At 68.9% G+C, this 25,695-nt stretch carries 24 protein-coding genes; 22 read left to right on the top strand and 2 right to left on the bottom strand.

Going from position 1 to position 25,695, the window contains the following annotated elements:
• The first annotated feature begins 135 nt into the window (after positions 1–135).
• The 3 genes from rtcA (at position 136) to K8640_RS20635 (ending at position 3,625) form a co-directional block, all read left to right on the top strand.
• Entirely contained in the window at positions 136–1,212 is a 1,077-nt protein-coding gene (rtcA, locus tag K8640_RS20645; RefSeq protein WP_074952728.1) for an RNA 3'-terminal phosphate cyclase, read from the top strand.
• Positions 1,209–2,531 carry a hypothetical protein gene (locus K8640_RS20640; protein WP_223748580.1) on the top strand — a complete coding sequence of 441 codons (1,323 nt, stop codon included), beginning with the start codon at positions 1,209–1,211 and terminating at the stop codon, positions 2,529–2,531. The genes rtcA and K8640_RS20640 overlap by 4 nt, the downstream gene beginning before the upstream one ends.
• 74 nt (positions 2,532–2,605) lie before the next feature.
• Complete coding sequence (locus K8640_RS20635; protein WP_141324932.1) at positions 2,606–3,625, top strand: hypothetical protein; 1,020 nt, start codon at positions 2,606–2,608, stop codon at positions 3,623–3,625.
• A gap of 49 nt (positions 3,626–3,674) precedes the next feature.
• Here K8640_RS20635 and K8640_RS20630 read toward each other — a convergent pair whose 3' ends face one another.
• A complete protein-coding gene (locus tag K8640_RS20630) occupies positions 3,675–4,028 on the bottom strand; it encodes a hypothetical protein (protein ID WP_141324930.1) in 354 nt (117 codons plus the stop codon).
• 103 nt (positions 4,029–4,131) lie between these two features.
• On the opposite strand from K8640_RS20630, the gene sppA reads away from it, so the two are divergent.
• From sppA to K8640_RS20570, 12 genes are all read left to right on the top strand, one after another.
• Entirely contained in the window at positions 4,132–5,919 is a 1,788-nt protein-coding gene (gene sppA / locus K8640_RS20625; RefSeq protein ID WP_223748579.1) for a signal peptide peptidase SppA, read from the top strand.
• Positions 5,916–6,518, top strand: a complete 603-nt coding sequence (locus tag K8640_RS20620; protein ID WP_223748578.1) for a hypothetical protein — start codon at positions 5,916–5,918, stop codon at positions 6,516–6,518. Before sppA ends, K8640_RS20620 begins: the two co-directional genes overlap by 4 nt.
• A 200-nt stretch (positions 6,519–6,718) precedes the next feature.
• The gene (locus K8640_RS20615) at positions 6,719–7,804 is read left to right on the top strand and encodes an Mrp/NBP35 family ATP-binding protein (protein WP_141324925.1); all 1,086 of its coding nucleotides are present in this window, start codon (positions 6,719–6,721) and stop codon (positions 7,802–7,804) included.
• 19 nt (positions 7,805–7,823) lie between these two features.
• Positions 7,824–8,351: a hypothetical protein gene (locus tag K8640_RS20610; protein WP_141324923.1), complete on the top strand. Its 528-nt coding sequence runs from the start codon at positions 7,824–7,826 to the stop codon at positions 8,349–8,351.
• Between the two features lie 2 nt (positions 8,352–8,353).
• Positions 8,354–8,788 carry a hypothetical protein gene (locus K8640_RS20605; protein WP_141324921.1) on the top strand — a complete coding sequence of 145 codons (435 nt, stop codon included), beginning with the start codon at positions 8,354–8,356 and terminating at the stop codon, positions 8,786–8,788.
• A 69-nt stretch (positions 8,789–8,857) separates the two neighbouring features.
• Positions 8,858–9,706 carry a 3-hydroxyacyl-CoA dehydrogenase family protein gene (locus K8640_RS20600; RefSeq protein ID WP_223748577.1) on the top strand — a complete coding sequence of 283 codons (849 nt, stop codon included), beginning with the start codon at positions 8,858–8,860 and terminating at the stop codon, positions 9,704–9,706.
• Between the two features lie 21 nt (positions 9,707–9,727).
• Positions 9,728–10,504, top strand: coding sequence for an enoyl-CoA hydratase-related protein (locus K8640_RS20595; protein ID WP_223748576.1), 777 nt, complete (start codon positions 9,728–9,730; stop codon positions 10,502–10,504).
• Positions 10,501–11,253 carry a hypothetical protein gene (locus K8640_RS20590; RefSeq protein WP_223748575.1) on the top strand — a complete coding sequence of 251 codons (753 nt, stop codon included), beginning with the start codon at positions 10,501–10,503 and terminating at the stop codon, positions 11,251–11,253. Before K8640_RS20595 ends, K8640_RS20590 begins: the two co-directional genes overlap by 4 nt.
• Positions 11,254–11,322: 69 nt before the next feature.
• Complete coding sequence (locus tag K8640_RS20585) at positions 11,323–12,465, top strand: acyl-CoA dehydrogenase (RefSeq protein ID WP_223748574.1); 1,143 nt, start codon at positions 11,323–11,325, stop codon at positions 12,463–12,465.
• Between the two features lie 5 nt (positions 12,466–12,470).
• Complete coding sequence (locus tag K8640_RS20580; protein ID WP_223748573.1) at positions 12,471–12,920, top strand: AgmX/PglI C-terminal domain-containing protein; 450 nt, start codon at positions 12,471–12,473, stop codon at positions 12,918–12,920.
• 10 nt (positions 12,921–12,930) lie between these two features.
• Positions 12,931–14,076, top strand: a complete 1,146-nt coding sequence (locus K8640_RS20575) for an acyl-CoA dehydrogenase family protein (protein ID WP_223748572.1) — start codon at positions 12,931–12,933, stop codon at positions 14,074–14,076.
• Positions 14,077–14,080: 4 nt separating this feature from the next.
• Positions 14,081–14,491, top strand: coding sequence for a hypothetical protein (locus K8640_RS20570; RefSeq protein WP_223748571.1), 411 nt, complete (start codon positions 14,081–14,083; stop codon positions 14,489–14,491).
• A gap of 535 nt (positions 14,492–15,026) precedes the next feature.
• Here the strand turns inward: K8640_RS20570 and K8640_RS42890 are convergent.
• Positions 15,027–17,348 (bottom strand): Ig-like domain repeat protein, encoded by a 2,322-nt coding sequence (locus K8640_RS42890; RefSeq protein WP_305070670.1) that lies wholly within the window; start codon positions 17,346–17,348, stop codon positions 15,027–15,029.
• A gap of 596 nt (positions 17,349–17,944) precedes the next feature.
• Between K8640_RS42890 and K8640_RS20555 the strand changes: the two genes are divergently transcribed.
• From K8640_RS20555 to K8640_RS20525, 7 genes are all read left to right on the top strand, one after another.
• A complete protein-coding gene (locus K8640_RS20555; protein ID WP_141330440.1) occupies positions 17,945–19,657 on the top strand; it encodes a 30S ribosomal protein S1 in 1,713 nt (570 codons plus the stop codon).
• A 219-nt stretch (positions 19,658–19,876) separates the two neighbouring features.
• Positions 19,877–21,058, top strand: coding sequence for an acetyl-CoA C-acetyltransferase (locus K8640_RS20550; protein WP_223748570.1), 1,182 nt, complete (start codon positions 19,877–19,879; stop codon positions 21,056–21,058).
• An 81-nt stretch (positions 21,059–21,139) separates the two neighbouring features.
• Positions 21,140–21,838, top strand: coding sequence for a CoA transferase subunit A (locus K8640_RS20545; protein WP_046713813.1), 699 nt, complete (start codon positions 21,140–21,142; stop codon positions 21,836–21,838).
• Positions 21,839–21,845: 7 nt separating this feature from the next.
• Complete coding sequence (locus tag K8640_RS20540; RefSeq protein ID WP_223748569.1) at positions 21,846–22,502, top strand: CoA transferase subunit B; 657 nt, start codon at positions 21,846–21,848, stop codon at positions 22,500–22,502.
• Positions 22,503–22,570: 68 nt separating this feature from the next.
• Positions 22,571–22,954, top strand: a complete 384-nt coding sequence (locus K8640_RS20535) for a TIGR02266 family protein (protein WP_141330444.1) — start codon at positions 22,571–22,573, stop codon at positions 22,952–22,954.
• 36 nt (positions 22,955–22,990) lie between these two features.
• Entirely contained in the window at positions 22,991–24,292 is a 1,302-nt protein-coding gene (locus K8640_RS20530) for a class I SAM-dependent RNA methyltransferase (RefSeq protein ID WP_223748568.1), read from the top strand.
• Positions 24,292–25,689 carry a VWA domain-containing protein gene (locus K8640_RS20525; protein ID WP_223748567.1) on the top strand — a complete coding sequence of 466 codons (1,398 nt, stop codon included), beginning with the start codon at positions 24,292–24,294 and terminating at the stop codon, positions 25,687–25,689. Before K8640_RS20530 ends, K8640_RS20525 begins: the two co-directional genes overlap by 1 nt.
• Positions 25,690–25,695: the final 6 nt, after the last annotated feature.

Below are 25,695 nucleotides of genomic sequence, written 5' to 3'. Positions count from 1 at the left end.
AGGGTGGCGGGCCCGAGGGCGCATGTGTCAGGCATCGCCCGCTCGACGAGGCGTGAGGGTTGACGGACGGGAGATCCCCTCCCGTTCCTGTTAGGTTTCGCCGCATCGCGGGACGACGGACGGGAGGGTGGGACAGTGACTGGCACCGAGGGGCCCGACAACGGGCTGGTGCGACTCGACGGGAGTGAGGGCGAGGGAGGAGGGCAGATCCTCCGCTCGGCGTTGTCGCTGTCGCTCATCACCGGCCGACCGTTCCACATCACCCACCTGCGCTCGCGGAGGGACCCTCCCGGACTGCGTCCGCAACATCTGGCGTGTGTGCGCGGCGCGGAGGTCCTGGGCGGCACGAGTGAGGGCGCCTCCGTGGGCGCCTCGGAGCTCTCCTTCACCCCGGGCTCCGTGCGCGCCGGGGACTACCTGGTCGAGGTGGGCACCGCCGGGAGCACACCGCTCCTGTTCCAGTGTCTCGTCTATCCGCTGGCCCTCGCGGGCGGCGGACGGCTGACGCTGCGCGGTGGGACGCACCTGCCGCACAGTCCCAGCTTCCACTACGTGGCCACGGTCTGGCAGCCGGTGGCCATGGCGTACGGGCTGCCGGTGCACCTCACCATGCCGCAGGCGGGCTTCTACCCCGAGGGCGCGGGGGAGCTGGTCGCGGAGGTGGGCGCGCCCAGGCAGCCGCCGCTGCTGGTGGAGCTGCCCGCGCGTGGGATGCTGCACGAGGTGCATGTCTCGTCCTTCGTGGGCGGCTTGCCCTTCAGCATCGCGGAGCGACAGTCGCGAGCCACGGTGGCGACGCTGCGCGAGCGAGGCATCGTCGCGGAGGCGGAGAACCGGCCGCTGCCCGTGACGCGTTCGACGGGCACGGTGACCTTCGTGCTCGCCCAGTTCGAGCACACCATCGCGGGCTTCACGGCGCTGGGAGAGAAGGGCCGTCCCGCGGAAGAGGTGGGGCGCGAAGCGGGCGAGGCCCTGGCGCACTTCATGGAGACCGGCGGCGCGCTGGACGAGTACCTCGCGGATCAGATCCTCCTGCCCGCGGCGCTGCTGGCCTCGGGCCGATTGGGGAAGGCGGAGCCCGGGACCACGCGCTTCACGGCGGCGCGGGTGACGGACCACCTGACGACGCATGCGCGCGTCGTGGAGCGCTTCCTGCCGGTGCGCGTCCAGGTGGACGCGAGCGGGGCCGTCGAGGTACGCCCCGCGGGATGAGTCCTCCTGACCCCGAAGTCATGGCGTTGCTGGCCCGCGTCTACGGCACGAACAGCACCTTCTTCGACGACGACGGGAACTACTGCCACCGCATCCCCACCTCCTTCACGAAGGAGGACCACCAGCGCCTGAAGACCGCGGGGATGGTGCCCAACACCTTCGTGCAGTGGGAGCACGACGAGGTCATCCAGAAGCTGCGCAAGGCCGCCAAGGCCGTGGACCTGCAACGCGCCGCGGATGCGTTCGTGGCCTCGATGACCTCCGCCGATGTCGCGTGGTTGGCCGTCCTGCCCGCCGCCATCCTCGGGCGCGCGATGCCGACCCACAAGGAAGACCCCATGGGCGGTGGCCACTGCCGGGTCTGCTTCTTCGAGGAAGATGCCGTCGACGCCACCTGCACCGCGTACCTGAATCACGTCCAGGGGGCGATGTGGGGGGCGGCGCAACCGACGGAGGGCGTGCTCACCCTGACGCGGGCCCTGGACCAGAAGGCCGCCGGGTGGCCCAAGCCCACGCCGCGCGATGTCTGGGTGTTCCACCAGATACTGGACCTGCTGCGCCGCCTTCCGCCCGCGTCGCGCTACAGCCATGCGCGCACCGCGCTCCACAAGGCGAAGCTGCTGAGCGCCAGCAGCACCTATCGCTGCGAGACGGTGCTGGAGGCGCTCGCGTTCATCAGCATCCTCGAGACGCCCGAGCACCCGGGCCTGCTGACCCGCTTCACCCGGGCCGTGGAGCGCGACCAGCGCCCCACGATTCGGGTCGAGGTCCCGGCCCCGCTGGCGTGGTGGTCGGCCAAGGACGGCGTCCGGAAGGAGAACGTCGAGAAGCTGTTCGGCCACCTCGAGCGACCGAAGAAGGAACCCGTCGCCGCCCCGGCACCGCCGGCCACGAAGCGACGCAAGCCGGCCAGCGCGGCGACTCCCGCCAGCGCGAAGCCGAAGTCCCTCCCTGGACCGCCGACGCCGGGCAGCGTGTATGCCATCCAGTTCCGAGAGGACCTCTGGGGCGCGGCCTATTGCCATCAGGTTCGCACCGATGAGCCCACCGGAACCGTGCGCGGCCGGATGGAGTTCCTCGACCTCTTGTCCCCCACACCCCCCACGGCGGAGCAGGTGGTGGGCCTCAAGTTCCGGGACCGCCTGAACGGCGAGCGATGGCAGAGCTGGTGCGCGAGCCTCGACAAGACGACCGGCATCAAGCGCATCGCGGTGGACGTGCCCGCGCCGACGCACCCCCAACCCATGCCGACGCGCCTCCCCGTCGGTGGCGCCAAGGACCTGAAGCACCTCGCGGGTTGGAACTTCAAGGAGGTCTGAAGAACGGCGACTTCGCCGCGTAACCTTCGCGCTGTGTGCGGGTTCTCATGGGGCCATTTCAGGAGGAAGGTCCCATGAAGCGAAGCGGAACGACGCGGTTCATCTGGGCGTGTGCGCTGTGGTCCCTGGGCAGTGCCGGCTGTGGTCATCCCGACGCCGCGCTCGAAGCGAATGAAGGGACGACGCGCTCGGCCCTCACGGTGTACGAGCAGGCCGCGTTCGACACGGCCCACGAAGCGCTGGGCTGCAAGTCGCTCGGGAACTTCTACTGGGAGATCGGCACCGGGACAGGGCCGCTCTACGGCCTGTCGAAGGGGAGCGGCGTCACGGCGACGACGGTGATGCCCATCGCCTCCGCGAGCAAGTGGCTCTACGCGGGCGCCTACGTGGAGTCCAAGGGCTACGCGAACCTCACCGTGGACGAGAAGAAGCGCCTCAACTTCACCAGCGGCTACATCGACGAGAACACCACGCTGTGTGACGTGGCCGGGACGAACGTGTCCACGTGCTACGGAGCGTCGTTCAAGGGCGTCACCTACCGCCCGCTGCAGAATGGCCGCTACTTCTACAACGGCGGCCACATGCAGAAGCTGGCGCTGGATGACATGCCCCTGCGCAGGGGCACGGGCATCGCGAGCGTGATGGACTGGCTCAACCCCTTGCTGGGCACCACCTTCCCGGAGTCCGACAGCGACGTGGCCCCCGCGGGGGGCTTCTCCGGGAGCGCGGCGCAGTACCGCGTCTTCCTCTTGAAGCTGCTCAACAATCAGACCGCGCTGGCCACCCGGCTGACGGTGGACGCGGTGCCGGCCGGGCCCGGGGGCACGGGGGTGTCGTTCACGCCGTGGACCGCGGGTGAGGCGTACTACGGGCTGGGGCACTGGATTGAAGGGGAGCGCGTCGGCGGCACCTGGACGGTGACGGGACACTCGTCCGCGGGGGCCTTCGGCTTCTACCCGTGGGTGAACGCGGCCCGGACCCGGTACATGGTCCTGGCGCGCCTGCGTCAGCTGGGGAGCGAGGAGGGCGAGAAGTCACGGGCCTGCGCGCAGAGCATCCGCACGGCCTACGAGACGGGGGTGGCGCAGCCGTAGGCCGCGCCGTCGGCTCCAGCTCGACGGAGAGCTGGAGCGCGAGGGTGCTTCAGGCCGCCTCGTCGTCGGCGCGGTTGGAGTTGTTCCCGAAGGTGTTGATGTTGTCCATGTCCTTCGACGTGTTCCGGAAGGCCCGGATGGCGAAGGGGATGGCGACGAGGAACACGATGCCGGCGAGGCCCGCGGCCTTCCAGGGGAAGGGCTGGGTCTTCACCTGGATGTCCTTGCCGTAGTTGTTGAGGTTGTTGCCCATGGCGCGCTGCTTGGCGGCCTCGCGCTCCTCGGCGGTGAGCTCACGGGGGGCGTTGAATTCCTGGACCGGTTTGCGCGGCTGGGCCAGCGCGGCTCCGCCCGTCGCGAGCGCGAGGACGAGGAGGAGTCGGGCAAGGGAAGGGGTTCGCATGGCGGGGGAGGCTATCACGACCCAACGGGCCTGCTGAACAGGGCTTGCACCGGGAGAGCGTGTCCAGTACGCGCCTGGGTGCCCACATCGACCTCGGGACGCCATGCTGCGCCTGCCCTTCCTCGCCATCGCCAACCTGTTGCTGCTCCTGCGAACCCTGTTGGGTGCGCCCTTCCGGATGTTCGCGGCCGGGAGCCGTCCGGCCTACGTGCGCTTCCGCCTGACGGGGGATCCGCCGTACCGGGAGCAGCGCAAGCCCCGGTTCTCACTGGGCGGCGGCTCGAAGCCGGAGCCTGCGGACGTGACATCCCTGGAGACGTTCGGGGAGGCGCTGCGGCTGTTGGCGCGGGACGCCAAGGTGAAGGGGGTGTTGTTGGAGGTGGAGGGGTTGGGGTTGCCCCAGGCGAAGCGGGACGCGCTGCTGGCGTTGCTGGCGGAGTTCCGTGCTGCGGGCAAGCGGGTGGTGACGTGGGCGGTGATGGTGGACACGGATTCGTATCCGGTGCTCTGCGCGGCGGACGAGGTGCTGCTCGCGCCCATGGGGCGGCTGGAGCTGGTGGGGTACGCGGCGGAGTCGACGGCGTTGGGGGAGGGGCTGTCGCGCATCGGCATCCGGCCGCAGTTCATCCGGCGCGGTGACTACAAGACGGCGCCGGAGCTGTTCACGCATCCGGAGGTCTCCGACATCCAGCGGCGGACGGTGGAGTCGTTCCTGGACGAGCGCTACTCGGCGCTGGTGGAGGCGGTGTCCGCGGCGCGGAAGAAGACGCCGGACGAGGTGAGGGCGCTCATCGACCAGGGGCCGTACAGCGCGCAACGCGCGCAGGCGGCGCGGCTGGTGGATGGGCTGGTGAGCGAGGTGGACCTGCCGCTGCACCTGGGGATGGTGGAGAAGAAGGACGGCGCGGCTCCGGAGGATGACGACACGGAGCTGGAGCCGATGGAGATGTACCTGGAGACGGTGCCGTTCCCGCCGGTGAAGTGGCGGCGGTGGAAGCGCAAGCCCCGGCTGGCGTTCGTGCCGGTGTCCGGGATGATCGTCCCGGGGAGCGGGAACGCGGGGGGCCGGTTCGCGACGTCGGACGCAGTGGTGAAGGGGTTGAGGGCGGCGGCGCGGGACAAGCGGTCCAAGGCCATCCTCCTGTATGTGAACAGCCCGGGTGGGGCGGCGATCGCCTCGGAGCAGATCCTCGAGGTGGTGCAGCGGGTGGCGAAGAAGAAGCCCGTGATTGCGTACATGGACCGGGTCTGCGCCAGTGCGGGCTACATGGTGGCGCTGGGCGCGAAGGAGCTGTGGAGCGCGCCGCACGCGGTGGTGGGATCCATTGGCGTGTTCGCGGGCAAGTTCGACACGTCCGGGCTGATGCAGATGTTGGGCATCCACAAGACGGTGATCACGCGCGGGGCGAACGCGGGGCTGCTGTCGTTCTCGCGCGCGTTCACGGAAGGGGAACGGGCCGCGCTCGAGGCGGACATCGAGGAGATGTACCAATCCTTCCTGGGGCACGTGGCGAAGGCGCGCGGGCGGACCAAGGAGGAGATCCACGCGCTGGCCGAGGGCCGCGTGTACTCGGGCCTGCGCGCCAAGGAGGCCGGGCTGGTGGACAAGCTCGGCGGGTTCGAGGAGGCGTGCCGGTACGCGCTGTCGCTCGCGAAGGTGGCGCCGGGTGACTTCGAGTTGAAGTCCTACGGTGCGCCCGCGCCGCGGATGTCAATTCTGAAGCTCCTGATGGGCGCAGCGCACCCGGCCACGTATGCCCTGTGCCCGGTGTCGTGGGACCTGAGCGGCGATGCGAAGGAGATGCTCGTGTCGTTGGCGGACGAGCCCGAGGTCGACTCGTGGCTGCGCCGGTTCGCGCACAAGCTCCGTGGTACGGTCCGCGCCCCATGAAGCGCACCGTCCTCACAGGGCTCCTCGTGCTGGCCCCCGCCTGCGCCACGCCGTCGCGTGAGCCCGTCTCCGTGGCGGAGGCCTACGCGCGAGCCCTCGACGAGGGACGGCTCCAGGACGCCTACGCCCTCACCACCAACGGCCCCGACGGGGAGACGGCCTTCCTGGAGCGCTACTCGGACGAAGCCACCCGCCGTGAGCGCGCCGCCGCCGTCCGCTCCAGCACCGAGCTCCTCGAGGCCCGAGCCCCCGCGCTCACCCTCGCGCGCTCCGGCCCCGACTGGCGCGTCGTCGAGGCCCGCCCGGCCGATGTCCCTCGCGCCGCGCTCCGCCGCTTCCTCGACGCCTCCGACGCCAAGGACTGGAAGACCGCCTACGGCCTCCTCGCCGCTCCCTTGCGCGCCCGCTACACCCCCGAGCGGCTCAAGGAGGACTTCGAGCGCGAGCCCCTCTCCAAGGAGCGCCTGCGCCGCGCCCGGCTCGCCCTCAACACCCACGTGCGAGTCGGCGCCGGTGAGGCCGTCTTCCCCCTGGGCGACGAGCGCGCCGTCCTCCTGGTCCTCGAGGACGGCGAGTACCGTGTCTTGGCCCTGGAATAGGCCCGCCTGCCCGTTCCCACAGTGTCCCTGATGGACACCTTCAGCCTGTCGACACCCTCCGGCCCTCCAGTCCGCCGCCAGGGTGCGTCCTGGGCCACACCGCGTTAAACGACGTTGTACAGCTCCTCCCGGACTGGCATGTTCCGCGCCCCTGGGGGTGCTCCCAAGCGCCCGTTTTCCAAAAGGTTTCAGGTGTCCCGATGAGCGTTACCGAGGCCGACGTCCTCGCGGCCATGTCGAAGGTGATCGATCCCGAGCTGCACGTGGATCTGGTGAAGGCCGGAATGGTGAAGGACGTCCGCGTCACCGGCGACACCGTCAAACTCAAGATCGAGCTCACCACGCCCGCCTGCCCCATGAAGGGGAAGATCCAGGCCGACTCCGAGGCCGCCCTCAAGGCCGTCCCCGGCCTGAAGTCCTTCAACATCGAGTGGGGCGCCCAGGTCCGCTCCGCCGGCGGCGGTGTCCCCGCGGGCGCGCTGCTCCCCAAGGTGAAGAACATCATCCTCGTCGGAGCGGGGAAGGGCGGCGTCGGCAAGAGCACCGTCGCCGTCAACCTGGCCACCGCCCTGGCCCAGCACGGCGCCAAGGTCGGCCTGCTCGACGCCGACTTCTACGGCCCCTCCGTCCCCCTGATGACGGGCCTGGGCGACAAGAAGCCCGTGAGCCCCGACGGCAAGTCGCTGGATCCGCTCATCGCCCACGGCCTCAAGGTCATGTCCATCGGCTTCCTCGTGGAGGCCGACCAGGCCCTCATCTGGCGTGGCCCCATGCTCCACGGCGCGCTGATGCAACTGGTGCGTGACGTGAACTGGGGCGAGCTCGACTACCTCGTCCTGGACCTGCCCCCGGGCACCGGTGACGTGGCCCTGTCGCTGTCGCAGTCCATCCGCGCCGCGGGGGCGGTGCTCGTCACCACGCCGCAGGACGTGGCCCTGGCCGACGTGGTCCGCGCCAAGCAGATGTTCGACAAGGTCCACATCCCCGTGCTGGGCATCGTGGAGAACATGTCCCAGTTCGTCTGCCCGAACTGCTCGCACGTCACCCCCATCTTCAACCACGGCGGTGGTCGCAAGGCCGCGGAGATGTTCGGCATCCCGTTCCTCGGGGAAGTTCCGCTGGACTTGAAGGTGCGTGTGTCGGGAGACTCGGGCGTACCGGTGGTGGTGGGCGCCAAGGACAGCCCGGAGGCCAAGGCCTTCCTGGAGGTCGCTCGCAACATCGCGGGCCGCGTGTCCGCGCAGAGCGCCAAGAGCATCCCGCTGCCGGTGGTGCAGGCACGCTGACCCACCCAGGAGACGCTTCATGCCCCCGGCCGGCAACGACGAGTATCCCGACGACCCGCTCATCGACGAGGACCGTTCCGGCCGGGAAGGGCGCGCCTCGGGGCCCGCGGGTTTCGTCCCGGAGTTCGTCCGCCGCATGGCCGTCGCCGGCCTGGGCGCCCTCTTCATGACCGAAGAGGGCATCCGCAACCTCGCCGGCCAGCTCAAGCTCCCGAAAGAAGCCCTCGGCTTCATCCTCTCCCAGGCGGAGAAGACCAAGGATGAAGTCACGGGCGCGATCACCGAGGAGCTCCGCCGCTTCCTCCAGTCCGAGAAGCTGCGCGACGAGTTCCTCAAGCTGGTCTCCGGCATGACGCTGGAGATCAAGGCGCAGGTCCGGCTCGTCCCGCCGGACAAGGCCGAGAAGCTCGGTGAGGATGAGCCCGAGCCTCCCGCCGCCGAGCCGCGCCCCAAGGAGAAGAAGCACGCCGCGGCCCCCACCGCGCGCGTGGTCATCTCCGAGCTCAATGCCCGCCGCCCCGGCTCCCGGCGCTCGAAGAAGGAGTAGTGGTGGCGGACACGCCTCCCCCTGAAACACCCGCCGCGCCCGCGCGGAAGGGCTTCCGTTCCTCGCCGCTCGCCAAGCGGCTGCCGCTGCTCGTGGCCGTCGGGCTGGGCCTGTGGTTCTGGCAGGTGACCGGCATCCCCGAGCGCGAGCTGGTCATCCATCCCTCGGGTGACGGCTGGCGACAGGCGCGCGCCCTGGACCTCCAGGTGAGCGGCGCGGACGGCGAGCTCATCAAGCGCGAGGAGCGCTTCTTCGGCGACACCGGCGCGCCCCCGGAGCTCACCTTCAAGGTGGACCTGCCGGAGGGTGACTTCCGCGCGGTGTTCTTCGTGAAGCTCGCGGGCCGCGAGGAGCGCCAGCGCGTGGAGGAGCGCCTGTCGGTGGGGGAGGAGCGCTACATCGTCCGCCAGGTGGAGTTGCCCGCCGCGACTCGTTGACCGCCCCGGGGGCGTGGGCTAAGGCCGCTCGACGTCATTCACATTCCGACCGAGGGGTTCGAGAGCACCATGGCAACGGAGCACATCGTCGTCGTCGGCGCCGGGCAGATGGGCGCGGGCATCGCGCAGGTGGCATTGCAGGCGGGTCTGCGCGTCACGCTGGCGGACGTGTCCAAGGAAGGTCTCGCCAAGGGCGCGGACCGCATCCGCGCGGGCCTGAAGAAGCTGGTGGAGAAGGGCAAGCTCGACGCCGCGAAGCAGCAGGCCGCCGAGGCCAACCTCGCCACCCTCACGAACGTCACCGAGGCGAAGGATGTCGACTTCGCCATCGAGGCGGTGACGGAGAACGAGGACCTCAAGCGCCGCATCTTCCAGGACCTGGACGCCGTCGTCCGGCCGGGCGGCATCCTCGCCACCAACACCTCCTCCATCCCCATCACCCGCATCGCCGCGTCCACGAAGCGCCCCGAGTCCGTCATCGGCATGCACTTCATGAACCCGGTGCCGGTGATGCAGCTGGTGGAGCTCATCCGCGGCGCCGCGACGTCCGACGAGACCTACGCCACCACGCGCGCCTTGTCCGAGCGCATGGGCAAGACGACGGTCGTCTCCAAGGACTTCCCGGGCTTCATCGTCAACCGCATCCTCATCCCGATGCTGAACGAGGCCTGCTACGCGCTGATGGAGGGCCTGGGCTCCGCGGAGGACATCGACACCGCGATGAAGCTGGGCACCAACCAGCCCATGGGCCCGCTGCAGCTGGCCGACTTCATCGGCCTGGACACGGTGCTCTACATCGCCGAGGTGCTGCACAAGGGCCTGGGTGACTCGAAGTACCGCCCGTGCCCGCTGCTGCGTCAGTACGTGGACGCCGGCTGGTACGGCAAGAAGAGCGGCCGCGGCTTCTACAAGTACTGAGCCCAGAGAGGACACCGGACCATGACCTACGAGAACCTCCGACTGGAGCACGACGGCGCGGTCGCCACGCTGACCATCGACCGTCCCAAGGCGCTCAACGCCCTCAACAACAAGACGCTGCAGGAGTTCGAGGCGGCGGTGCGCTCGCTCGGCGTCGAGACGCGCGTGCTCATCGTCACCGGCGGAGGCGAGAAGGCCTTCGTCGCGGGCGCGGACATCGCGGAGATGGCGGCGCTGAACGAGTCCCAGGCGCAGGAGTTCGCCGCCCTGGGCCACCGCGCGCTCGCGCTGCTGGAGTCCTTGGCCATCCCCACCATCGCCGCGGTGAACGGCTTCGCGCTGGGCGGCGGCTGTGAGCTGGCCCTCGCGTGCGACTTCATCTACGCGTCCGAGAAGGCGCAGCTCGGCCTGCCGGAAGTGGGCCTGGGGGTCATTCCGGGCTTCGGCGGCACGCAGCGGCTCACCCGCGTGGTGGGCCGGGCCCGCGCGAAGGAGCTCATCTTCACGGGCGCGCGCATCGACGCGGCCAAGGCGAAGGAGATCGGCCTGGTGCTGGAGGTGCTGCCGGCCGACGGGCTGCTCGCGCACTGCCGCGCCGTCGCGGCGAAGATGCTCAAGAACAGCCCATTGGCCATCGGCAAGGCCAAGCGGGTCATCGAGCAGGGCGCGGACAAGGACCTCACCGAGGCCAACACGCTCGAGCGCCAGGGCTTCGCGGAGCTGTTCGGCTCCCATGACCAGCGCGAGGGCATGCAGGCCTTCCTCGCCAAGCGTCCCGCGAGCTTCACGGGCGTGTGATTCACGCGCGCGCGGTCGGGAGTCTCCTCACGGTCCTCCTGGCCGCGTCGCCGGCCCGCGCCGAGCGTGTCCCGACGGGCGTCCTCGATGGGCGCCTGGCCCCTTCGAGCCGCGCGCTCGCCGACGAGCCCGTTCGTCCGCCCGCGCGCGAGGGTGAGCCCCCTGAACCCGCTCGCGAAGCCCCGCCCGACGACGAGCACGGCCGCGCCTCGCCGCTCGTGTCGTGGAAGCGCTCGCTGTGCATCTATACCGGGTGCTTCCTCGAGCCGTTGATGCCCGATGTCCGCTACCAGTGGGCCTCGGGGGCTCCAGACCACTGGGTGCTCTCCTGGCCCATCCATCCGTGGGCGCTCGGAGCGTGGGACATCCCCGGGCCCACGCTGCTCGTCTCGCCCTTCCTCGAGCCCCAGGTCCGCCTGGCCCCCGCGAAGTGGCGGCTGCTCGCGGGGGCACGCGTGTCGGTGTTCCCGGACCGGGCGCGCCTCGGGGTGCTCGCCGAGGGAGCGGGCCTGTGGGGGCAGGACGGCTCCGGGGGCGTGGCGGGGGTGGGCCTCACGTATGACCTGATTGAACGGCACGAGGCCACGACGCCGTGGACGGTGTCGGTGGTGCTGCGCCGGGCCTGGACGGGGGAGGGGGCGCGGATGGACGTGTCCTTCGACGTCACGGTGCCCCTGAACATGTTCCTGGGCTCGCCCCTGGAATCCGGGGAGCGGGGGCGGCCAACCGGCGGCTCCTCGGCACGGTAACCGTCGCTTGGGGACGGGTCCTTCGTCTTCGCTATTCCCTGGGAGCACCCCCCGTAATATGGAGCCCTCATGAACTTCGAGCTGACCGACGTCCAGCGCGAGATCCAGCGGATGTGCCGCGAGTTCGCCGCCAAGGAACTGACCCCCAACGCCCGCAAGTGGGATGAGCACCACACGTGGCCCACCGATGCGGTGAAGAAGCTCGCCGAGCTGTCGCTGCTCGGTGTCGCCGTCCCCGAGCAGTACGGCGGCGCGGGCCTGGACAATGTCTGTTACGCGCTCGCCATGGAGGAGATCAGCCGCGGCTGTGCCTCCACCGGCGTCATCATGAGCGTGAACAACTCGCTCTACTGCGATCCGGTGATGAAGTTCGGCACCGAGGCGCAGAAGGAGGAGTTCCTCACGCCGTTCGCGCGGGGTGACAAGCTCGGCTGCTTCGGCCTGACGGAGCCCGAGGCCGGCAGCGACGCCGCCGCCCAGCAGACCGTCGCGGTGCGCCGGGGTGACGAGTACATCATCAACGGCTCGAAGAACTGGATCACCAACGGCCCCAAGGCCGACGCCATCGTGCTGTTCACGATGACGAACAAGGAGGCGGGCCACAAGGGCATCAGCGCCTTCCTGGTCCCCACCAACACCCCCGGCTTCACGCGCGCCGAGCCCGACAAGAAGATGGGCATCAGCGCCGCCTGGTCCTGCTCCATGTTCTTCGAGGACATGCGCGTGCCGGCCAAGAACCTGCTGGGCAAGGAGGGCGAGGGCTTCAAGGTCGCCATGTCCACGCTGGACGGCGGCCGCATCGGCATCGCGTCCCAGGCGCTGGGCATCGCGCGCGCCGCGTACGAGGAGGCCGTCCGCTACTCGGGTGAGCGCAAGTCGTTCGGCAAGCCCATCCGCGAGCACCAGGCCATCCAGTTCATGATCGCCGACATGGCCATGGAGATCGACGCGGCCCGGCTGCTCATCTGGCGGGCGGCCCTGCTCAAGGACAAGGGCGTGCGTCACAGCGCGGAGAGCGCGATGGCGAAGCTGTTCGCCAGCGAGATGGCCAACCGCGTGACGAACAAGGCCCTCCAGGTGCACGGCGGCATGGGCTACAGCAAGGAGATGGACGCGGAGCGCCACGTGCGCGACGCTCGCATCACCGAGATCTACGAGGGGACGAGCGAGATCCAGCGCATCGTCATCTCGGCCAACGTCCTGAAGGAGTAGGCATCATGAAGAGGGCACTGCTTCCCGTACTGGTCCTGGCGTCCGCCGTGGTGTTCGCCCAGGGCACTCCGTCGAAGAAGTCCGAGGGCGGGAAGCCCGCGGCCCCCACGAAGCCGGCGCCCGCGAAGAGCGACGCGCCGGACGTGGAGCGGATGCCCTTCACGCCGGACTCCATCCGCCAGGTGGTCGCCTACAACCAGGGGCGCATCCAGGAGTGCTACGAGGACCACATGGCGGAGAAGGACAAGAAGGTGGAGGGCAAGCTGCACACGTCCTTCACCATCGACGCCAATGGCCTGGTGAAGAACGCCAAGGTGAAGAAGGGCAGCACGCTGAAGGACCCGAACCTGCACGACTGCGTGGTGGCCGTGCTGACGTCCATGACGTTCCCCAAGCCTCCGGACGGCGCGGACCACCCCATCGAGTACCCGTTCAACCTCAAGGCCGTCGAGTAGGAAGGCTTCCGTGAACCTCGAGCTGACCGAGACCCAGACGCTGATTCGCGAGACGGCCCGCAAGTTCGCGCGCGAGCGCGTGGCCCCGCTGGCCCGAGAGTTGGACCGCACGGAGCGCTTCCCGACGGAGCTCTACAAGGAGCTGGGGGAGCTGGGGCTGCTCGGGGTGAACATCCCGGCGAAGTACGGCGGCTCGGAGGCGGGCGCCGTCTCCTACGCGCTGGCGATGATGGAGATGGCGGCGGCGGACGCGTCCACCGCGGTGACGATGGCCGTCACGAACATGTGTGGCGAGCTGATCAACGCCTTCGGGACCGAGGCCCAGCGCGAGAAGTACGTGACGCGGCTGGCGTCCGGTGAGGCGGTGGCGGGCTCGTTCGCGCTCTCCGAGCCGCACGCGGGCTCGGACCCGGGCGCGCTCAGGACCACGGCGGTGCGGCGTGGCGACACCTGGGTGCTCAACGGCAGCAAGCAGTGGATCACGTCGGGTGCGCACGCCGGGGTGTTCGTGGTGTGGGCGCGGACGTCGGGCGCGGGCAACAAGGGCTTGTCCTGCTTCATCGTGGAGGGCGGGACGAAGGGCCTCATCGTCGGGCGTCACGAGGACAAGATGGGCCTGCGCTCGTCGAACACCGTGCCGCTGACGTTCGAGGACTGCGTCATTCCGGCGGAGAACCTGCTGGCGGCGGAAGGGCAGGGGTTCCGGCTGGCGATGGTCGCGCTGGACGGCGGGCGCATCGGCATCGCGTCGCAGGCGTGCGGCGTGGCGCGGGCGGCGCTGGAGGCGACGGTCTCGTATGTGAAGGACCGCAAGGCCTTCGGCCAGGCCGTGGGGGAGTTCCAGGGCCCGCGGTTCATGGTCGCGGACATGAAGACGCAGATCGACGCGGCGGAGCTGCTGACCCTGCGCGCGGCGTTCCTGAAGGACCAGAAGCAGCCGTTCTCCCGCGAGGCGTCGATGGCGAAGCTGTACGCCAGCGAGACGAGCAACCGCGTCTGCGACAAGGCCGTGCAGCTTCATGGTGGCTACGGCTACATCGACGAGTTCCCGGTGGAGCGGTACTTCCGCGACGCCCGCGTGCAGACCATCTACGAGGGCACCAGCGAAGTGCAGCGCGTGGTGATTGCTCGCGAGAGCTTCAAGCTGCTGGGGTAGGCGCGTGGCGTTGAAGAAGAAGGGCCGGCATTACTACGGCGATTCGCGCGCGGACATCCGCCCCGAGCTGGAGCGGTACAGCAAGGCGAACAAGTATCTCATCGAGCGGCTGGATGAGCTGAGCTGCCCGGAGTGCGGCCATGAGCGCTCGCATCTCATCCTCGACGAGGAGGCGGGTGCGGCGGTGCAGTGCTGCGTGAAGTGCGAGCACGAGGTGCCCCTCGCGGACAGCGAGGAGTTCCTCGAGGAGGCTGAGCTCCAACAGGCCGAGTGCCCCTGTGGGAATGGGGCGTTCGAGATGGCCGTGGGCTTCGCCTTCTACAAGGGCACCACGGATGTCCGCTGGGTCTACATCGGCTGCCGGTGTCCCGAGTGCGGGCTCACGGCGTGCTACGGGGACTGGAAGACGCCGTGAGGCCTGGGGCGAATCAGCCCCGACAGCTGGAGTAGGTGTGCGTCCTGAAATACATGCTGCGCGAGCCGTGCATGTACAGCTCGCCGCAGATGCAATCCTGCCGCCCGACCTCCACGGTCATCGAAGAGTCTGAATAGTAGGCGGTGTACCCGAAGGTCTCGCTGGTGCAGTGCAGCGGCGGGGGAAGCGTCTGCTCCATCTGCCCGAGCCCCTCCTGCTCAGCAGGGGCGTCATCCGTCTCTGGGAGACCGCCTCCGCAGGCAGCCGCCAGGAATGCGAACGCCAGCAACGCACCACGCCTCGATTGGCTGCTGTTTTGTATTTGCATTCCTGTGGCTGTAGCACCTGTCATGCAACACAAGCCATGGAGGAAAGCCACTGGAGGAAGTGTCGTTGTCCCGTGAGGGGCAATTCCTTCATCGCACCTCCGTCCGATAGGCATCGGGCCGAGGTGCCCACCACGACCGAGGGCTTCACGAGGGCGGGCGACTCTCGGCGTTGACAATCCATCATACCGAGAGTCCCGTCCTCGTCGTCAGTCGAGCTTCCGCCTCCGGAGGAACGACACACCCACCCAGAGCGCCATCATCACGAAGGACGCGCTGCTGGCGTCGGTGGCGCCGCAACCCCAACCGGTGACCGTCAAGTCGCGAGGGCCTGGCAGTTCCGGCTCGCTGGGGCCGTTGGGGGCCGAGGGTCCCGCGTCCTCGGTGCCTGCGTCGGGAGCAGTGCCGGCGTCGCCGTCACCCGCGTCCGGTTCTGGCTGCGGCGTCGTACCCGCGTCGTCACCGGCGTCAGGCTCGGGCGGCGTGCCCGCATCTTCACCGGCGTCAGGCTCAGGCGGCGTGCCTGCATCTTCACCGGCGTCAGGCTCGGGCGGCGTGCCCGCATCTTCACCGGCGTCAGGCTCGGGCGGCGTGCCCGCATCTTCACCCGCGTCGGGCTCCGGGGGAGCTCCCGCATCAGGCTCCGCGCCCGCGTCGGCGGTGCCCGCGTCGGGCGTGCCAGCATCCGGAACCCCCGCATCGGGGGTACCCGAGTCCGGCGCTCCTGCATCCGGAGGTCCTGCGTCGAACGCCCCGGCATCGGGCGCCCCGGCATCCCGAGGCCCGCCATCCGGCTGCCCCGCGTCCGGCAGGCTCCCGCCGTCCCCGGGCTCGGCGACCACCAGCAGTTCCTCGGACATGCTCCACGAGTACACGTTCTCGATGCCACCGAACTCCGCGACGACACGATGTTCGCCCATCGGGAAGAACGAGAGCGCCACGGTGGCGGACCCCGCGCTGTCGACGTCCTGGGACGTGACGAAGTCCCCATTCACGAAGAAGCTCATCGTGCCCGTCGTCAGCGGAGTGCCCGAGACGTCCGTCACATACGCCGTGAAGAACGTCGACTCGCCCTCGATGATGGGCCCGCCCTGGTGCTCCAGCCGCGTCACCGTGGGCTCGATGCCCACGCCCCGGATGAGCAACGTCAGGTCGTTGAACGACAGATCTCCGCCCGCGGTGAGATCCTCCCAGCTCATCACCCACGTGTCCGTCGACTCCATGGGCGCCAGCATCAACACGTGGGGCGTGCGCTGCTGATAGCTCCACGCGTCCATGTCGTAGGATTCGACGATCTGGACCTTGCCGTACTCCCGCGACTGGAGCCGCGAGTAGCTCGTCGGGCTGAGCCAGTTCGAACTCGGGTTGACCGTCGTCACCCGGTCCGTCGACAGCGACTGATGCAGGTCCAGGTTCAGTATCGTCTTCGAGAAGAAGACGTTGATGTCCCCGTGCCCCCACAGCTCGCACTGGTACCGGCCCTCGGGGGTGATGGCGGGCAGGAAGCACGCATCCGTGGCGCGGTCGTAGTCATGCTCCAGATACGTGACGAGGAAGAAGACGATCTCCCGCCCCCCCGTCACCGTCCCCAGACTCACCCGGCGGTCCTCCTCGTTGATGGCCGCCGTCACGTCCCGCCCCGCGATGACGCGCCCGTCCGGACCGAACGCGCTCGCCTTGTAGTCGGGCAGCCCATCCAGCGCGCCCGACAGGTCCCAGATGGGCCCCACGGACGCCGGCTGCCCCGGGCCCCGGGATGCCAGCCGCGGCGTGAGGCACTCCACCGCGGGCGACCCCGGGCACAGGTTCTCATCGTCATCCGTGCTCAACAGGATGATGTTCCCCAATCCCATGTGGCCGTTCTGTGCATCATCCGGCTCGAGCAGGTTGGGGATGTGGGGGAAGACGCCCCGGTCGCTGAAGTACGCATCCAGCAGCCCCGGCACCGCGCCCGAACGGAAGTTCCCGCTGGCATCCACCAGGTCCGTCGCATCGCGCACGCGCTGCCCCACCACCGCGCCCACCGGACGCGCGGGATAGTCCGGCACATCGTCCGGCCATCGCTTGGGCCCACCATTCGGCGAGTAGCTGGTGGCCGACGTGCAACCGCCCGTCAGCAGCTCCGGCTCGCGCAGGCGGAGCACCTCACCGGTCTCCGCCCGCCGATGGAAGAAGATGCGCTCCGGGATGCACCGCGTGGCCTCGCCGATGTAACCCCGGTCCGGATTGAGGTTGTACAAGTCCTCGTGGAAGTCCGGGATGCCATTGCCCTCGACGTCGATGAGCACGTCGTCGTTGGGATCATCCGGGTTCCCGATGTCCACGTACCCCCGCGACACCAGGTCGTCGTAGTAGAGCCACCCCAGCGTGTGGGACGCGCCCGCGTAGGCCTTCTCCTCGACGAGCAGGACCTCCACGTTCCTGTCGCGCGACAGGATGAGCCGGTTCGAGTCCACACCCTGCGCGGACACACGACCCGCGCCCAGCAGGACGACGACCACCAGAAGCAGGGAAGGGCTCCAACGAAGCATGGACATCCTGTGCCAGCCGAGAAGTGAACGCGGCATTCTATGTCCTTCTTGGAATCCCAGTACACGGTGCCAGCCCGGAGCGAAGGCGACGACCTCATGAGAGGGAAGGGAAGGAAGAGGCCCGCGGCCGCCGACGTGCGGGAAAACAGTCCACCCCCCCGGGCGCACCTCCCCCATGACTCACGCCGGGCACCGGACTCGCGGACCTCGACCCACGAGCGGAACGGGCCTGCACGCGAGCGGTCGCATTTCAGCGGATTTTTCGAGTACAGTGCGCGGGCTCGCTGACCGGGCAGGTGCACCGGTCGCTCGCGTGACTCCCTGAAGTCAGGGGTGCACGGGAGGGCGAGCGGTCTTAGTTCGAGTGATGCGGAAGGTCCCACCGGGTCTTGACAGTTCCGGCGGAGCACATCCCGTGATCAGCACATGGGGCACGAGCGCGCTTGACTACCGGAATAACCGGTGTCTAGGGTGCGCGGCTTCATTCAAAAGTCCCCAGAGGTGGGGACGTCCGTGACCTCCCGCTGCTCCCCGCGCGGAGGCCCCGTCCATCAAATCAGGGGGCAGCTGTACCGTTTCAAAGGACTTCCAACTCCATGCAGCAGAACGTGAACCAGCAGATCGAGACGGACGCCGGCGATGAGAACTTCGCGGCGATGTTCGAAGAGTCGCTCAAGCAGCGCGGTGGCGACGGCATCCTGAAGGAAGGGGAGATCGTCAAGGGCACCGTCGTGCAGGTGACCAAGGACTTCGCGATCGTCGACATCGGCTACAAGTCCGAGGGTCAGGTCCCGATCTCCGAGTTCACCAGCCCTCGCGGAGAGATCTCCGTCAAGGCGGGCGACCCGGTCGAGGTCCTCCTGGAGAGCCGTGAGAACGACACCGGCATGGTCGTCCTCTCCAAGGAGAAGGCCGACAAGATGCGCATCTGGGACGAGATCAGCGCCGCCTGCGAGCGCGATGAGATCGTCAAGGGCACCATCGTCGGCCGCGTGAAGGGTGGCCTCTCCGTCGACATCGGCGTGAAGGCGTTCCTCCCGGGCAGCCAGGTCGACATCCGGCCCGTGCGCAACCTTGACCAGTACATCTCGAAGGAATTCGAGTTCAAGGTCATCAAGTTCAACAAGAAGCGCGGCAACATCGTCCTGAGCCGCCGCGTGCTCCTCGAGAAGCAGCGCGAGGAGATGAAGAAGGAGACCCTCAAGAACCTGAAGGAGGGTGCGGTCCTCAAGGGCGTGGTCAAGAACCTCACCGACTACGGTGCGTTCATCGACCTGGGCGGCATCGACGGCCTGCTCCACATCACGGACATGTCGTGGGGCCGCATCGGTCACCCCAGCGAGATGTTCAACGTGGGTGACGAGGTCCGCGTCGTCGTCCTCAAGTTCGACCCGACGCAGGAGCGCGTCAGCCTGGGCCTGAAGCAGATCCAGGAGGACCCGTGGCACCGCGCCGACGAGAAGTACCCGGTCGGCACGCGCGTCAAGGGCAAGGTCGTCAGCATCACCGACTACGGCGCGTTCATCGAGATCGAGCAGGGCGTCGAGGGTCTGGTGCACGTGTCCGAGATGTCCTGGACCAAGCGCCTCAAGCACCCGTCCAAGATCCTGGAGGTCGGCCAGGAGGTGGAGGCCGTCGTCCTGGACATCGATCCGAAGGCCAAGCGCATCGCGCTGGGCATGAAGCAGATCGAGCAGAACCCCTGGACGCTGCTCGAGGACAAGTACCCGATCGGCTCCGTCATCAAGGGTCAGATCCGCAACGTCACCGACTTCGGCGTGTTCGTCGGCGTCGAGGAGGGCGTGGACGGCCTGGTGCACGTGTCCGACATCTCGTGGACGCAGCGCATCAAGCACCCGGGCGAGATGTTCAAGAAGGGCGACGAGGTCGAGGCGGTGGTCCTCAACATCGACGTCGAGAACGAGCGCTTCAGCCTGGGCATCAAGCAGCTCCAGCCGGACCCCTGGGAGACGCTGTCCGAGCGCCTGCCTGTGGGCAGCCGCGTGAAGGGCAAGGTCACCAAGGTCACCGACTTCGGCGCGTTCGTGGAGATCGAGCCGGGCATCGAGGGCCTCGTCCACGTCTCCGAGCTGAAGGAGGAGCGTGTCGAGAACCCGCGTGACGTGGTGCAGGAGAACCAGGATGTCGAGGTGAAGATCATCGACATCAACACGCCGGACCGGAAGGTCGCGCTGTCCATGAAGGCGCTGATCGGCGAGGGCGACGACTACCGCGAGTACCTCCGCAAGCAGGCGGAAGGCTCCAAGGCGCGCCTCGGCGACGTGATGGGCAAGCTGACCAAGAAGTAGTCAGCGAGCCGCTTCACGGCGTGACGGCCGGGTTCCCGCAAGGGGGCCCGGCCGTTGCCTTTTCGGGGGAATGGGCGCCGACCTCCCGACCGGTCGGACAGGCGACGCTCCGGCCCGGACGGCGAGCGAGGACGCTTGAACTCCGGGGAACGCCCGGTGATAAGGGCGAGCGCCGCTGTTATCGAAGGACCTCCGTACATCCTCAAGGGAGACAGATTCATGGCTCGTGAAGTCGTCATCGTGGGCGCGGCCCGTACCCCCATCGGCTCCTTCCAGGGGGCGCTCTCCAAGCTGACGGCTCCGCAGCTGGGCGCTGTGGCCATCAAGGCCGCGCTCGAGCGCGCGGGCGTCAAGCCCGAGGCCGTGCAGGAAGTCATCATGGGCAACGTGCTCCAGGCCGGCGTCGGCCAGGCGCCCGCCCGTCAGGCCACGCTGTTCGCCGGCCTGCCCGAGGGAGTTCCCGCCACCACGCTCAACAAGGTCTGTGGCTCCGGCCTGAAGGCCGTCATCGCGGGCGCGCAGGCCATTGCGCTGGGCGAGGCGGACGTCGTCGTCGTGGGCGGCATGGAGTCCATGAGCAACGCGCCGTACATCAGCCACACGATGCGTGGCGGCGCGCGCATGGGGAACGTGGAGTTCAAGGACGCGATGATCCACGACGGCCTCTGGGACGTGTACGGCAACGTCCACATGGGCAACTGCGCCGAGGAGTGCGCCACGTCGCAGAACATCAGCCGCGCGCAGCAGGACGAGTTCGCGCTGGAGTCCACCCGCCGCGCCATCCAGTCCCAGAAGGAGGGCCTGTTCGCCGCGGAGATCGTCCCGGTGGTCATCCCCGGCAAGAAGCCGGGTGAGGAGACGACGGTGTCCGAGGACGAGGGTCCTCGCAACGCCAAGCCGGACAAGATTCCCGGCCTCAAGCCCGTGTTCAAGAAGGACGGCACGGTGACGGCCGCCAACGCGTCCTCCATCAACGACGGCGCCGCGGCGCTGGTGCTGATGAGCGAGGAGCGGGCGAAGGCGGAGGGGAAGACCATCCTCGGCCGCATCACCGGCTACGCGCAGGCGGCGCGCAAGCCCGTGGAGTTCACGATTGCTCCGGCGGACGCCATCAACACGCTGCTGACGAAGAAGGGCGTGAAGGCGGCGGACGTGGACCTGTGGGAGATCAACGAGGCGTTCGCGGTGGTGTCCATCGCCAACAACCGCATACTCGGCCTGGACCCGGCGAAGGTGAACGTGCGCGGCGGCGGCGTGGTGCTGGGCCACCCGATTGGCGCCTCGGGCGCGCGCGTGCTGGTGACGCTGCTGCAGACGATGAAGGACCAGGGCAAGAAGCGGGGCGTCGCGTCGCTGTGCATCGGCGGCGGCGAGGGCATCGCGCTGATGGTGGAGCGGTAGTCCACCCTCTCCCCACGGGGAGAGGGGCGGGGTGAGGGCCTTCGACGGGCCTTCACCCCGTTTCCGTTATCAGGAGGGCGCATGAACAAGGTCTACGCGAGCGCGGACGAGGCGGTCGCCGACATCCCGGACGGCTGTACGCTGATGAGCGGCGGCTTCGGGTTGTGTGGCAACCCCGAGAATCTCATCGAGGCGATTCATCGCAAGGGCGTGAAGAACCTCACCATCATCTCCAACAACTGCGGCACCACCGAGCTCGGGCTGGGCATCCTGCTCCAGAACAAGCAGGTGAAGAAGATGGTGTCGAGCTACGTGGGGGAGAACAAGGAGTTCGAGCGCCAGTTCCTCTCCGGCGAGCTGGACGTTGAGCTCAACCCGCAGGGCACGCTGGCCGAGCGCATCCGCGCGGGCGGCTGCGGCATCGGCGGGTTCTTCACGCCGACGGGCGCGGGCACCCAGGTGGCCGAGGGCAAGGAGACGCGCGTCATCGACGGGCGGCTGCACGTGCTGGAGACGCCGCTGAAGGCGGACTTCGCCATCATCCACGCGGCCAAGGCGGACACGTGGGGCAACCTGGTGTTCAACAAGACCGCGCGCAACTTCTCCCCGATGATGTGCATGGCGGCCAAGGTCACCATCGTCGAGGCGGAGGAGATTGTTCAGCCGGGCGAGCTGGACCCCGACCAGGTGCACATCCCGAGCATCTTCGTGAAGCGCATCGTCCAGGCGAAGAACCTCCAGAAGTGGATCGAGCGGCGCACCGTCCGCAAGACGGCCTGAGGACCCCATGCCACTGACTCGTGAACAGCTTGCGAAGCGCATCGCCCAGGAGCTGCGGGACGGCTTCTACGTGAACCTGGGCATCGGCATCCCCACGCTCGTCCCCAACTACATCCCCGAGGGCGTGGAGGTGGTGCTCCAGTCGGAGAACGGCCTGCTCGGCATCGGGCCCTATCCCGAGGCGGGCAAGGAAGACCCGGACCTCATCAACGCGGGCAAGGAGACGGTGACGACGGTGAAGGGCGCGTCGTTCTTCGACTCGGCGCTGTCGTTCGGGATGATCCGCGGGGGCCACATCGACATGGCCGTCCTGGGCGCGATGGAGGTCTCCGAGGAGGGGGACCTGGCGAACTGGATGATCCCCGGGAAGATGATCAAGGGCATGGGCGGGGCCATGGACCTGGCGGTGGGCGCCAAGCGCATCTACGTGGCCATGGAGCACGCGAACAAGGAGGGTCAGCCGAAGATCCTCAAGAAGTGCTCGCTGCCGCTGACGGGCCTCAAGTGCGTGCACCACATCGTCACGGACCACGCCTACATCGACGTGACGCCAGAGGGCCTGGTGCTGCGCGAGGTGGCCCCGGGCGTGACGGTGGAGCTGGTGCAGAAGCTCACCGAGCCCAAGCTGAAGATCGCCCCGGACGTGCGCGAGATGAAAGTCTGAGCGACCGAGGCTAAGGTGCGCCGCTGGGGGAGGGTGGTACGGACGACTTCCCCGGCGGAGCCCCTCGAATGGCCGATACCTCGGAGAAGCAGAACCCCATCGACCACCGCGCGCCGCGGGTGGAGTACGAGCTGCCGGTGGCGTACCGGAGCGTGGCGGGGTTCGTGACGGACTGGGCCGTCAACCTGTCGCGAGGCGGGCTCTACATCAACACCGACAAGCCCCTGCCGGTGGACACGGTGGTGAAGCTGCTGGTGACGTTGCCGGGGGCGCACTTCCCGGTGGAGTTGAAGGGCCGGGTGACGCGCACCAACGCGCTCGGCGCCGCGTCCTCCCAGTCCCCGGGGATGGCGGTGGAGTTCCTGGACGTTGACGACGACAAGCGGTCGCGGATCGGCGAGTTCGTGGAGCGGTTGCGCTCGGAGCTCCCGTCGGACGCGACCCGGAAGTAGGGCGGCCCGCCTGAGGGCGCCCCATCGAGCGCCTGCATGCTGCCCCTCCCCGAGACACCCATCCCACTGGTCATCGAGCGCCTCGGGCAGCTCGGCGAAGGCGTCGCGTCCTGGCAGGGGCGCACCGTCTTCATCCCGGGCGCGTTCCCCGGCGACACCGTCCGCGTCCACCTGGAAACCCAGGGACGGGTGCTGCGCGGGGTGCTGCGCGAGGTCGTCACCCCGGGGCCCGCCCGGCGTCCGGCGCCGTGCACCCTGGCCGGAGAGTGTGGAGGGTGTGACTGGCTGGGGCTCGCGGAGTCCGCGCAGCGTGAGGCGAAGCAGGAGATCGTCCTCTCGACGCTCGAGCACCTGGGGCACCTGCGGCGCGAGGACTTCACCGTCCGGCCGCTGATGGTGGCGCCTCGGGACTGGGGCTACCGGCGGCGCGCGGTGCTGCACCCGGCGGGCAAGGGAACGCTCGGGTACTTCAGCCGGCGCAGCCATGAGCGGCTCGCGGTGTCCGAGTGTGGCGCGTTGACGCCCGTGCTGACGGCGCTGCCCGGGAAGCTGGTGCCGCTGCTCAAGCCGCTGGCGAAGGACACCGAGGAGGTGTTGCTGCTGGCCGAGGGCGACAAGGCGGCCTTCGCGGTGACGTTGACGGGGCCGGTGACGGCGCGGCACCTGGAGGCCGCGGAGGGCGCGGTCCGGGCGCTGCGGTTGGAGGGGGCGGTGCTGGTGCCGAAGGAGGGCTCGCCGAGGCTGGTGGGCAGGCCGGTGCTGCGCTCGCTCTCGCCGTTGCGGCCGGAGGTGCCGTTGTATCTGCGACCGGATGCCTTTGCCCAGGCGCACGCGGAGGCGAACGTGGGGCTGGTGACGTCGGCCATCTTCGAGCTGGCGGGGCGGGACGAGGAGTCGGTGCTGGAGCTGTATTCGGGCAACGGCAACTTCACGTTCCCGTTGGCGGCGGGCGTCCAGTCGGTGCTCGGGGTGGAGTCGAGCCCGGTGGGCGTGGAGCTGGCGCAGCGCAGTGCCCGTGAGGCGGGCGTGAGCAACGTGCGCTTCGTCCAGGGTGATGCGCGGAAGGTGTGCGACGGGCTGGTGGCCGAGGGGCGTCGGTTCGACGTGTGCCTGGCGGACCCGCCTCGCGCCGGGGCTCCGGGGCTGGCGAAGTGGATGGTGGCGCTGGGGGTCCGGCGGGTGGTGTACGTGGCGTGTGACCCGGCCTCGCTGGCGCGGGACGCGGCGGGGTTGGTGGAGGCGGGCTATCGGCCGGTGGCGCTGCAGGTGGTGGACATGTTCCCCCAGACGCACCACGTGGAGGCGGTGATGTCCTTCGAGCGGGTGGGGCAGGGCTGATGGACGCGCGCATCGTCGAGTTCGCGGAGGTGCTGCGGCAGAACGGCGTGCGGGTGAGCACGTCCGAGGTGCAGGACGCGCTGAAGGCGACGGCCGAGGTGGGACTGACGGACCGGGCGCTGTTCCGGGCGGTGCTGCGGACCACGCTGGTGAAGCGTGAGCTGGATGTGGACACGTTCAACCGCGCGTTCGACTTCTTCTTCTCGGGGGCGGCGGCGACGTTCGAGGCCATCGACAAGTCGCTGGCCGCGCAGCTCCAGGAGGAGGGGTACCTGGATGGGGACCTGCTGAAGATGGTCACCTACCAGATGAACCTGTTGCTGCCGGAGATGTCGCCGTTGGCGCAGGCGGTGCTGGAGGGGGACAGGGCGCGGCTGGCGCAGATCTTCCGGATGGCGTCGCTGCAGTTGGACCTGTCTCAGCTGGAGAGTCCGCTGCAGGCGGGGTTCTTCGCGCGGCGGATGCTGGCGGGGGCGGGCATCGACAAGGCCCGGTCCGACATGAAGTCGCTGGAGGCGGAGCTGAAGGCGCGTGGGCTGGCGCCGGAGGGCGTGGAGATCGTCTCGCGGCACGTGGCCGCGGCGATGCGGAAGATTGAAGACGCCGCGCGGCAGGAGGTGAAGCGGCAGGCGGAGGCTCGCATCCGTCGGCGGACGGACACGGCGCAGGACAAGCCGCTGCACCTGCTCTCGCAGGCGGAGGTGGACCAGATGGAGTCCGCCGTGCGCACGCTGGCGGAGAAGCTGCGCAGCCGGTTGATTCGTCGGCAGCGCTCGCACCGCAAGGGGGCGCTGAACGTGCGCAGGACGCTGCGTCGGAACATGACGTGGGGTGGGGTGCCGATGGTGCCCCAGTTCCGCAGCCGCAGGCCCGAGCGTCCGGAGCTGGTGGTGCTGTGCGACGTGTCGGACTCGGTCCGGAACGCTTCGCGGATGATGCTGCTGTTCATGCACACGATGCAGTCGCTGTTCGTGCGCGTGCGCTCGTTCGTCTTCGTGTCCGACGTGGGCGAGGTGACGCAGTACTTCAAGGACCTGGACGTGGACGAGGCCATCGACATGGCGACGGCGGGGAAGACGGTGTCCCTGAGCGCCAACTCGAACTATGGCCGCGCGCTGGCGGACTTCACCCGGGACCACCTGGGCAGCATCACCCGGCGGACCACGGTGATGGTGATTGGGGATGGGCGGAACAACTACAACGCGAACAACGTCTGGGCGCTGAAGGACCTGCGTCGCAAGGCGAAGCGCGTGCTGTGGATCTGCCCCGAGGAGCGCGGCAACTGGGGCATCGGTGACAGCGAGATGCTCACGTACGAGAAGCACTGTCACCAGGCCGTGGTGGTGACCTCCGTGTCGGACCTCGCGCGCATCGCGGACCAGCTCGTCCCGGCTTGAGCGGAC

Source organism: Myxococcus sp. XM-1-1-1 (assembly GCF_020037095.1).
GTDB classification, from domain to species: Bacteria; Myxococcota; Myxococcia; order Myxococcales; family Myxococcaceae; genus Myxococcus; species Myxococcus fulvus.
The sequence above is the reverse complement of the archived record's forward strand: the minus strand, read 5'-3'. Positions and strand labels throughout refer to the sequence as shown.

Bases quoted from the DNA above. Each gene is read 5' to 3' on its own strand.
- K8640_RS20640 (WP_223748580.1), top strand. From the start codon at position 1,209: ATGAGTCCTCCTGACCCCGAAGTCATGGCGTTGCTGGCCCGCGTCTAC.
- K8640_RS20635 (WP_141324932.1), top strand. From the start codon at position 2,606: ATGAAGCGAAGCGGAACGACGCGGTTCATCTGGGCGTGTGCGCTGTGG.
- K8640_RS20630 (WP_141324930.1), bottom strand. From the start codon at position 4,028: ATGCGAACCCCTTCCCTTGCCCGACTCCTCCTCGTCCTCGCGCTCGCG.
- sppA (WP_223748579.1), top strand. From the start codon at position 4,132: ATGCTGCGCCTGCCCTTCCTCGCCATCGCCAACCTGTTGCTGCTCCTG.
- K8640_RS20620 (WP_223748578.1), top strand. From the start codon at position 5,916: ATGAAGCGCACCGTCCTCACAGGGCTCCTCGTGCTGGCCCCCGCCTGC.
- K8640_RS20615 (WP_141324925.1), top strand. From the start codon at position 6,719: ATGAGCGTTACCGAGGCCGACGTCCTCGCGGCCATGTCGAAGGTGATC.
- K8640_RS20610 (WP_141324923.1), top strand. From the start codon at position 7,824: ATGCCCCCGGCCGGCAACGACGAGTATCCCGACGACCCGCTCATCGAC.
- K8640_RS20600 (WP_223748577.1), top strand. From the start codon at position 8,858: ATGGCAACGGAGCACATCGTCGTCGTCGGCGCCGGGCAGATGGGCGCG.
- K8640_RS20595 (WP_223748576.1), top strand. From the start codon at position 9,728: ATGACCTACGAGAACCTCCGACTGGAGCACGACGGCGCGGTCGCCACG.
- K8640_RS20585 (WP_223748574.1), top strand. From the start codon at position 11,323: ATGAACTTCGAGCTGACCGACGTCCAGCGCGAGATCCAGCGGATGTGC.
- K8640_RS20580 (WP_223748573.1), top strand. From the start codon at position 12,471: ATGAAGAGGGCACTGCTTCCCGTACTGGTCCTGGCGTCCGCCGTGGTG.
- K8640_RS42890 (WP_305070670.1), bottom strand. From the start codon at position 17,348: ATGCTTCGTTGGAGCCCTTCCCTGCTTCTGGTGGTCGTCGTCCTGCTG.
- K8640_RS20555 (WP_141330440.1), top strand. From the start codon at position 17,945: ATGCAGCAGAACGTGAACCAGCAGATCGAGACGGACGCCGGCGATGAG.
- K8640_RS20550 (WP_223748570.1), top strand. From the start codon at position 19,877: ATGGCTCGTGAAGTCGTCATCGTGGGCGCGGCCCGTACCCCCATCGGC.
- K8640_RS20545 (WP_046713813.1), top strand. From the start codon at position 21,140: ATGAACAAGGTCTACGCGAGCGCGGACGAGGCGGTCGCCGACATCCCG.
- K8640_RS20540 (WP_223748569.1), top strand. From the start codon at position 21,846: ATGCCACTGACTCGTGAACAGCTTGCGAAGCGCATCGCCCAGGAGCTG.
- K8640_RS20535 (WP_141330444.1), top strand. From the start codon at position 22,571: ATGGCCGATACCTCGGAGAAGCAGAACCCCATCGACCACCGCGCGCCG.
- K8640_RS20530 (WP_223748568.1), top strand. From the start codon at position 22,991: ATGCTGCCCCTCCCCGAGACACCCATCCCACTGGTCATCGAGCGCCTC.
- K8640_RS20525 (WP_223748567.1), top strand. From the start codon at position 24,292: ATGGACGCGCGCATCGTCGAGTTCGCGGAGGTGCTGCGGCAGAACGGC.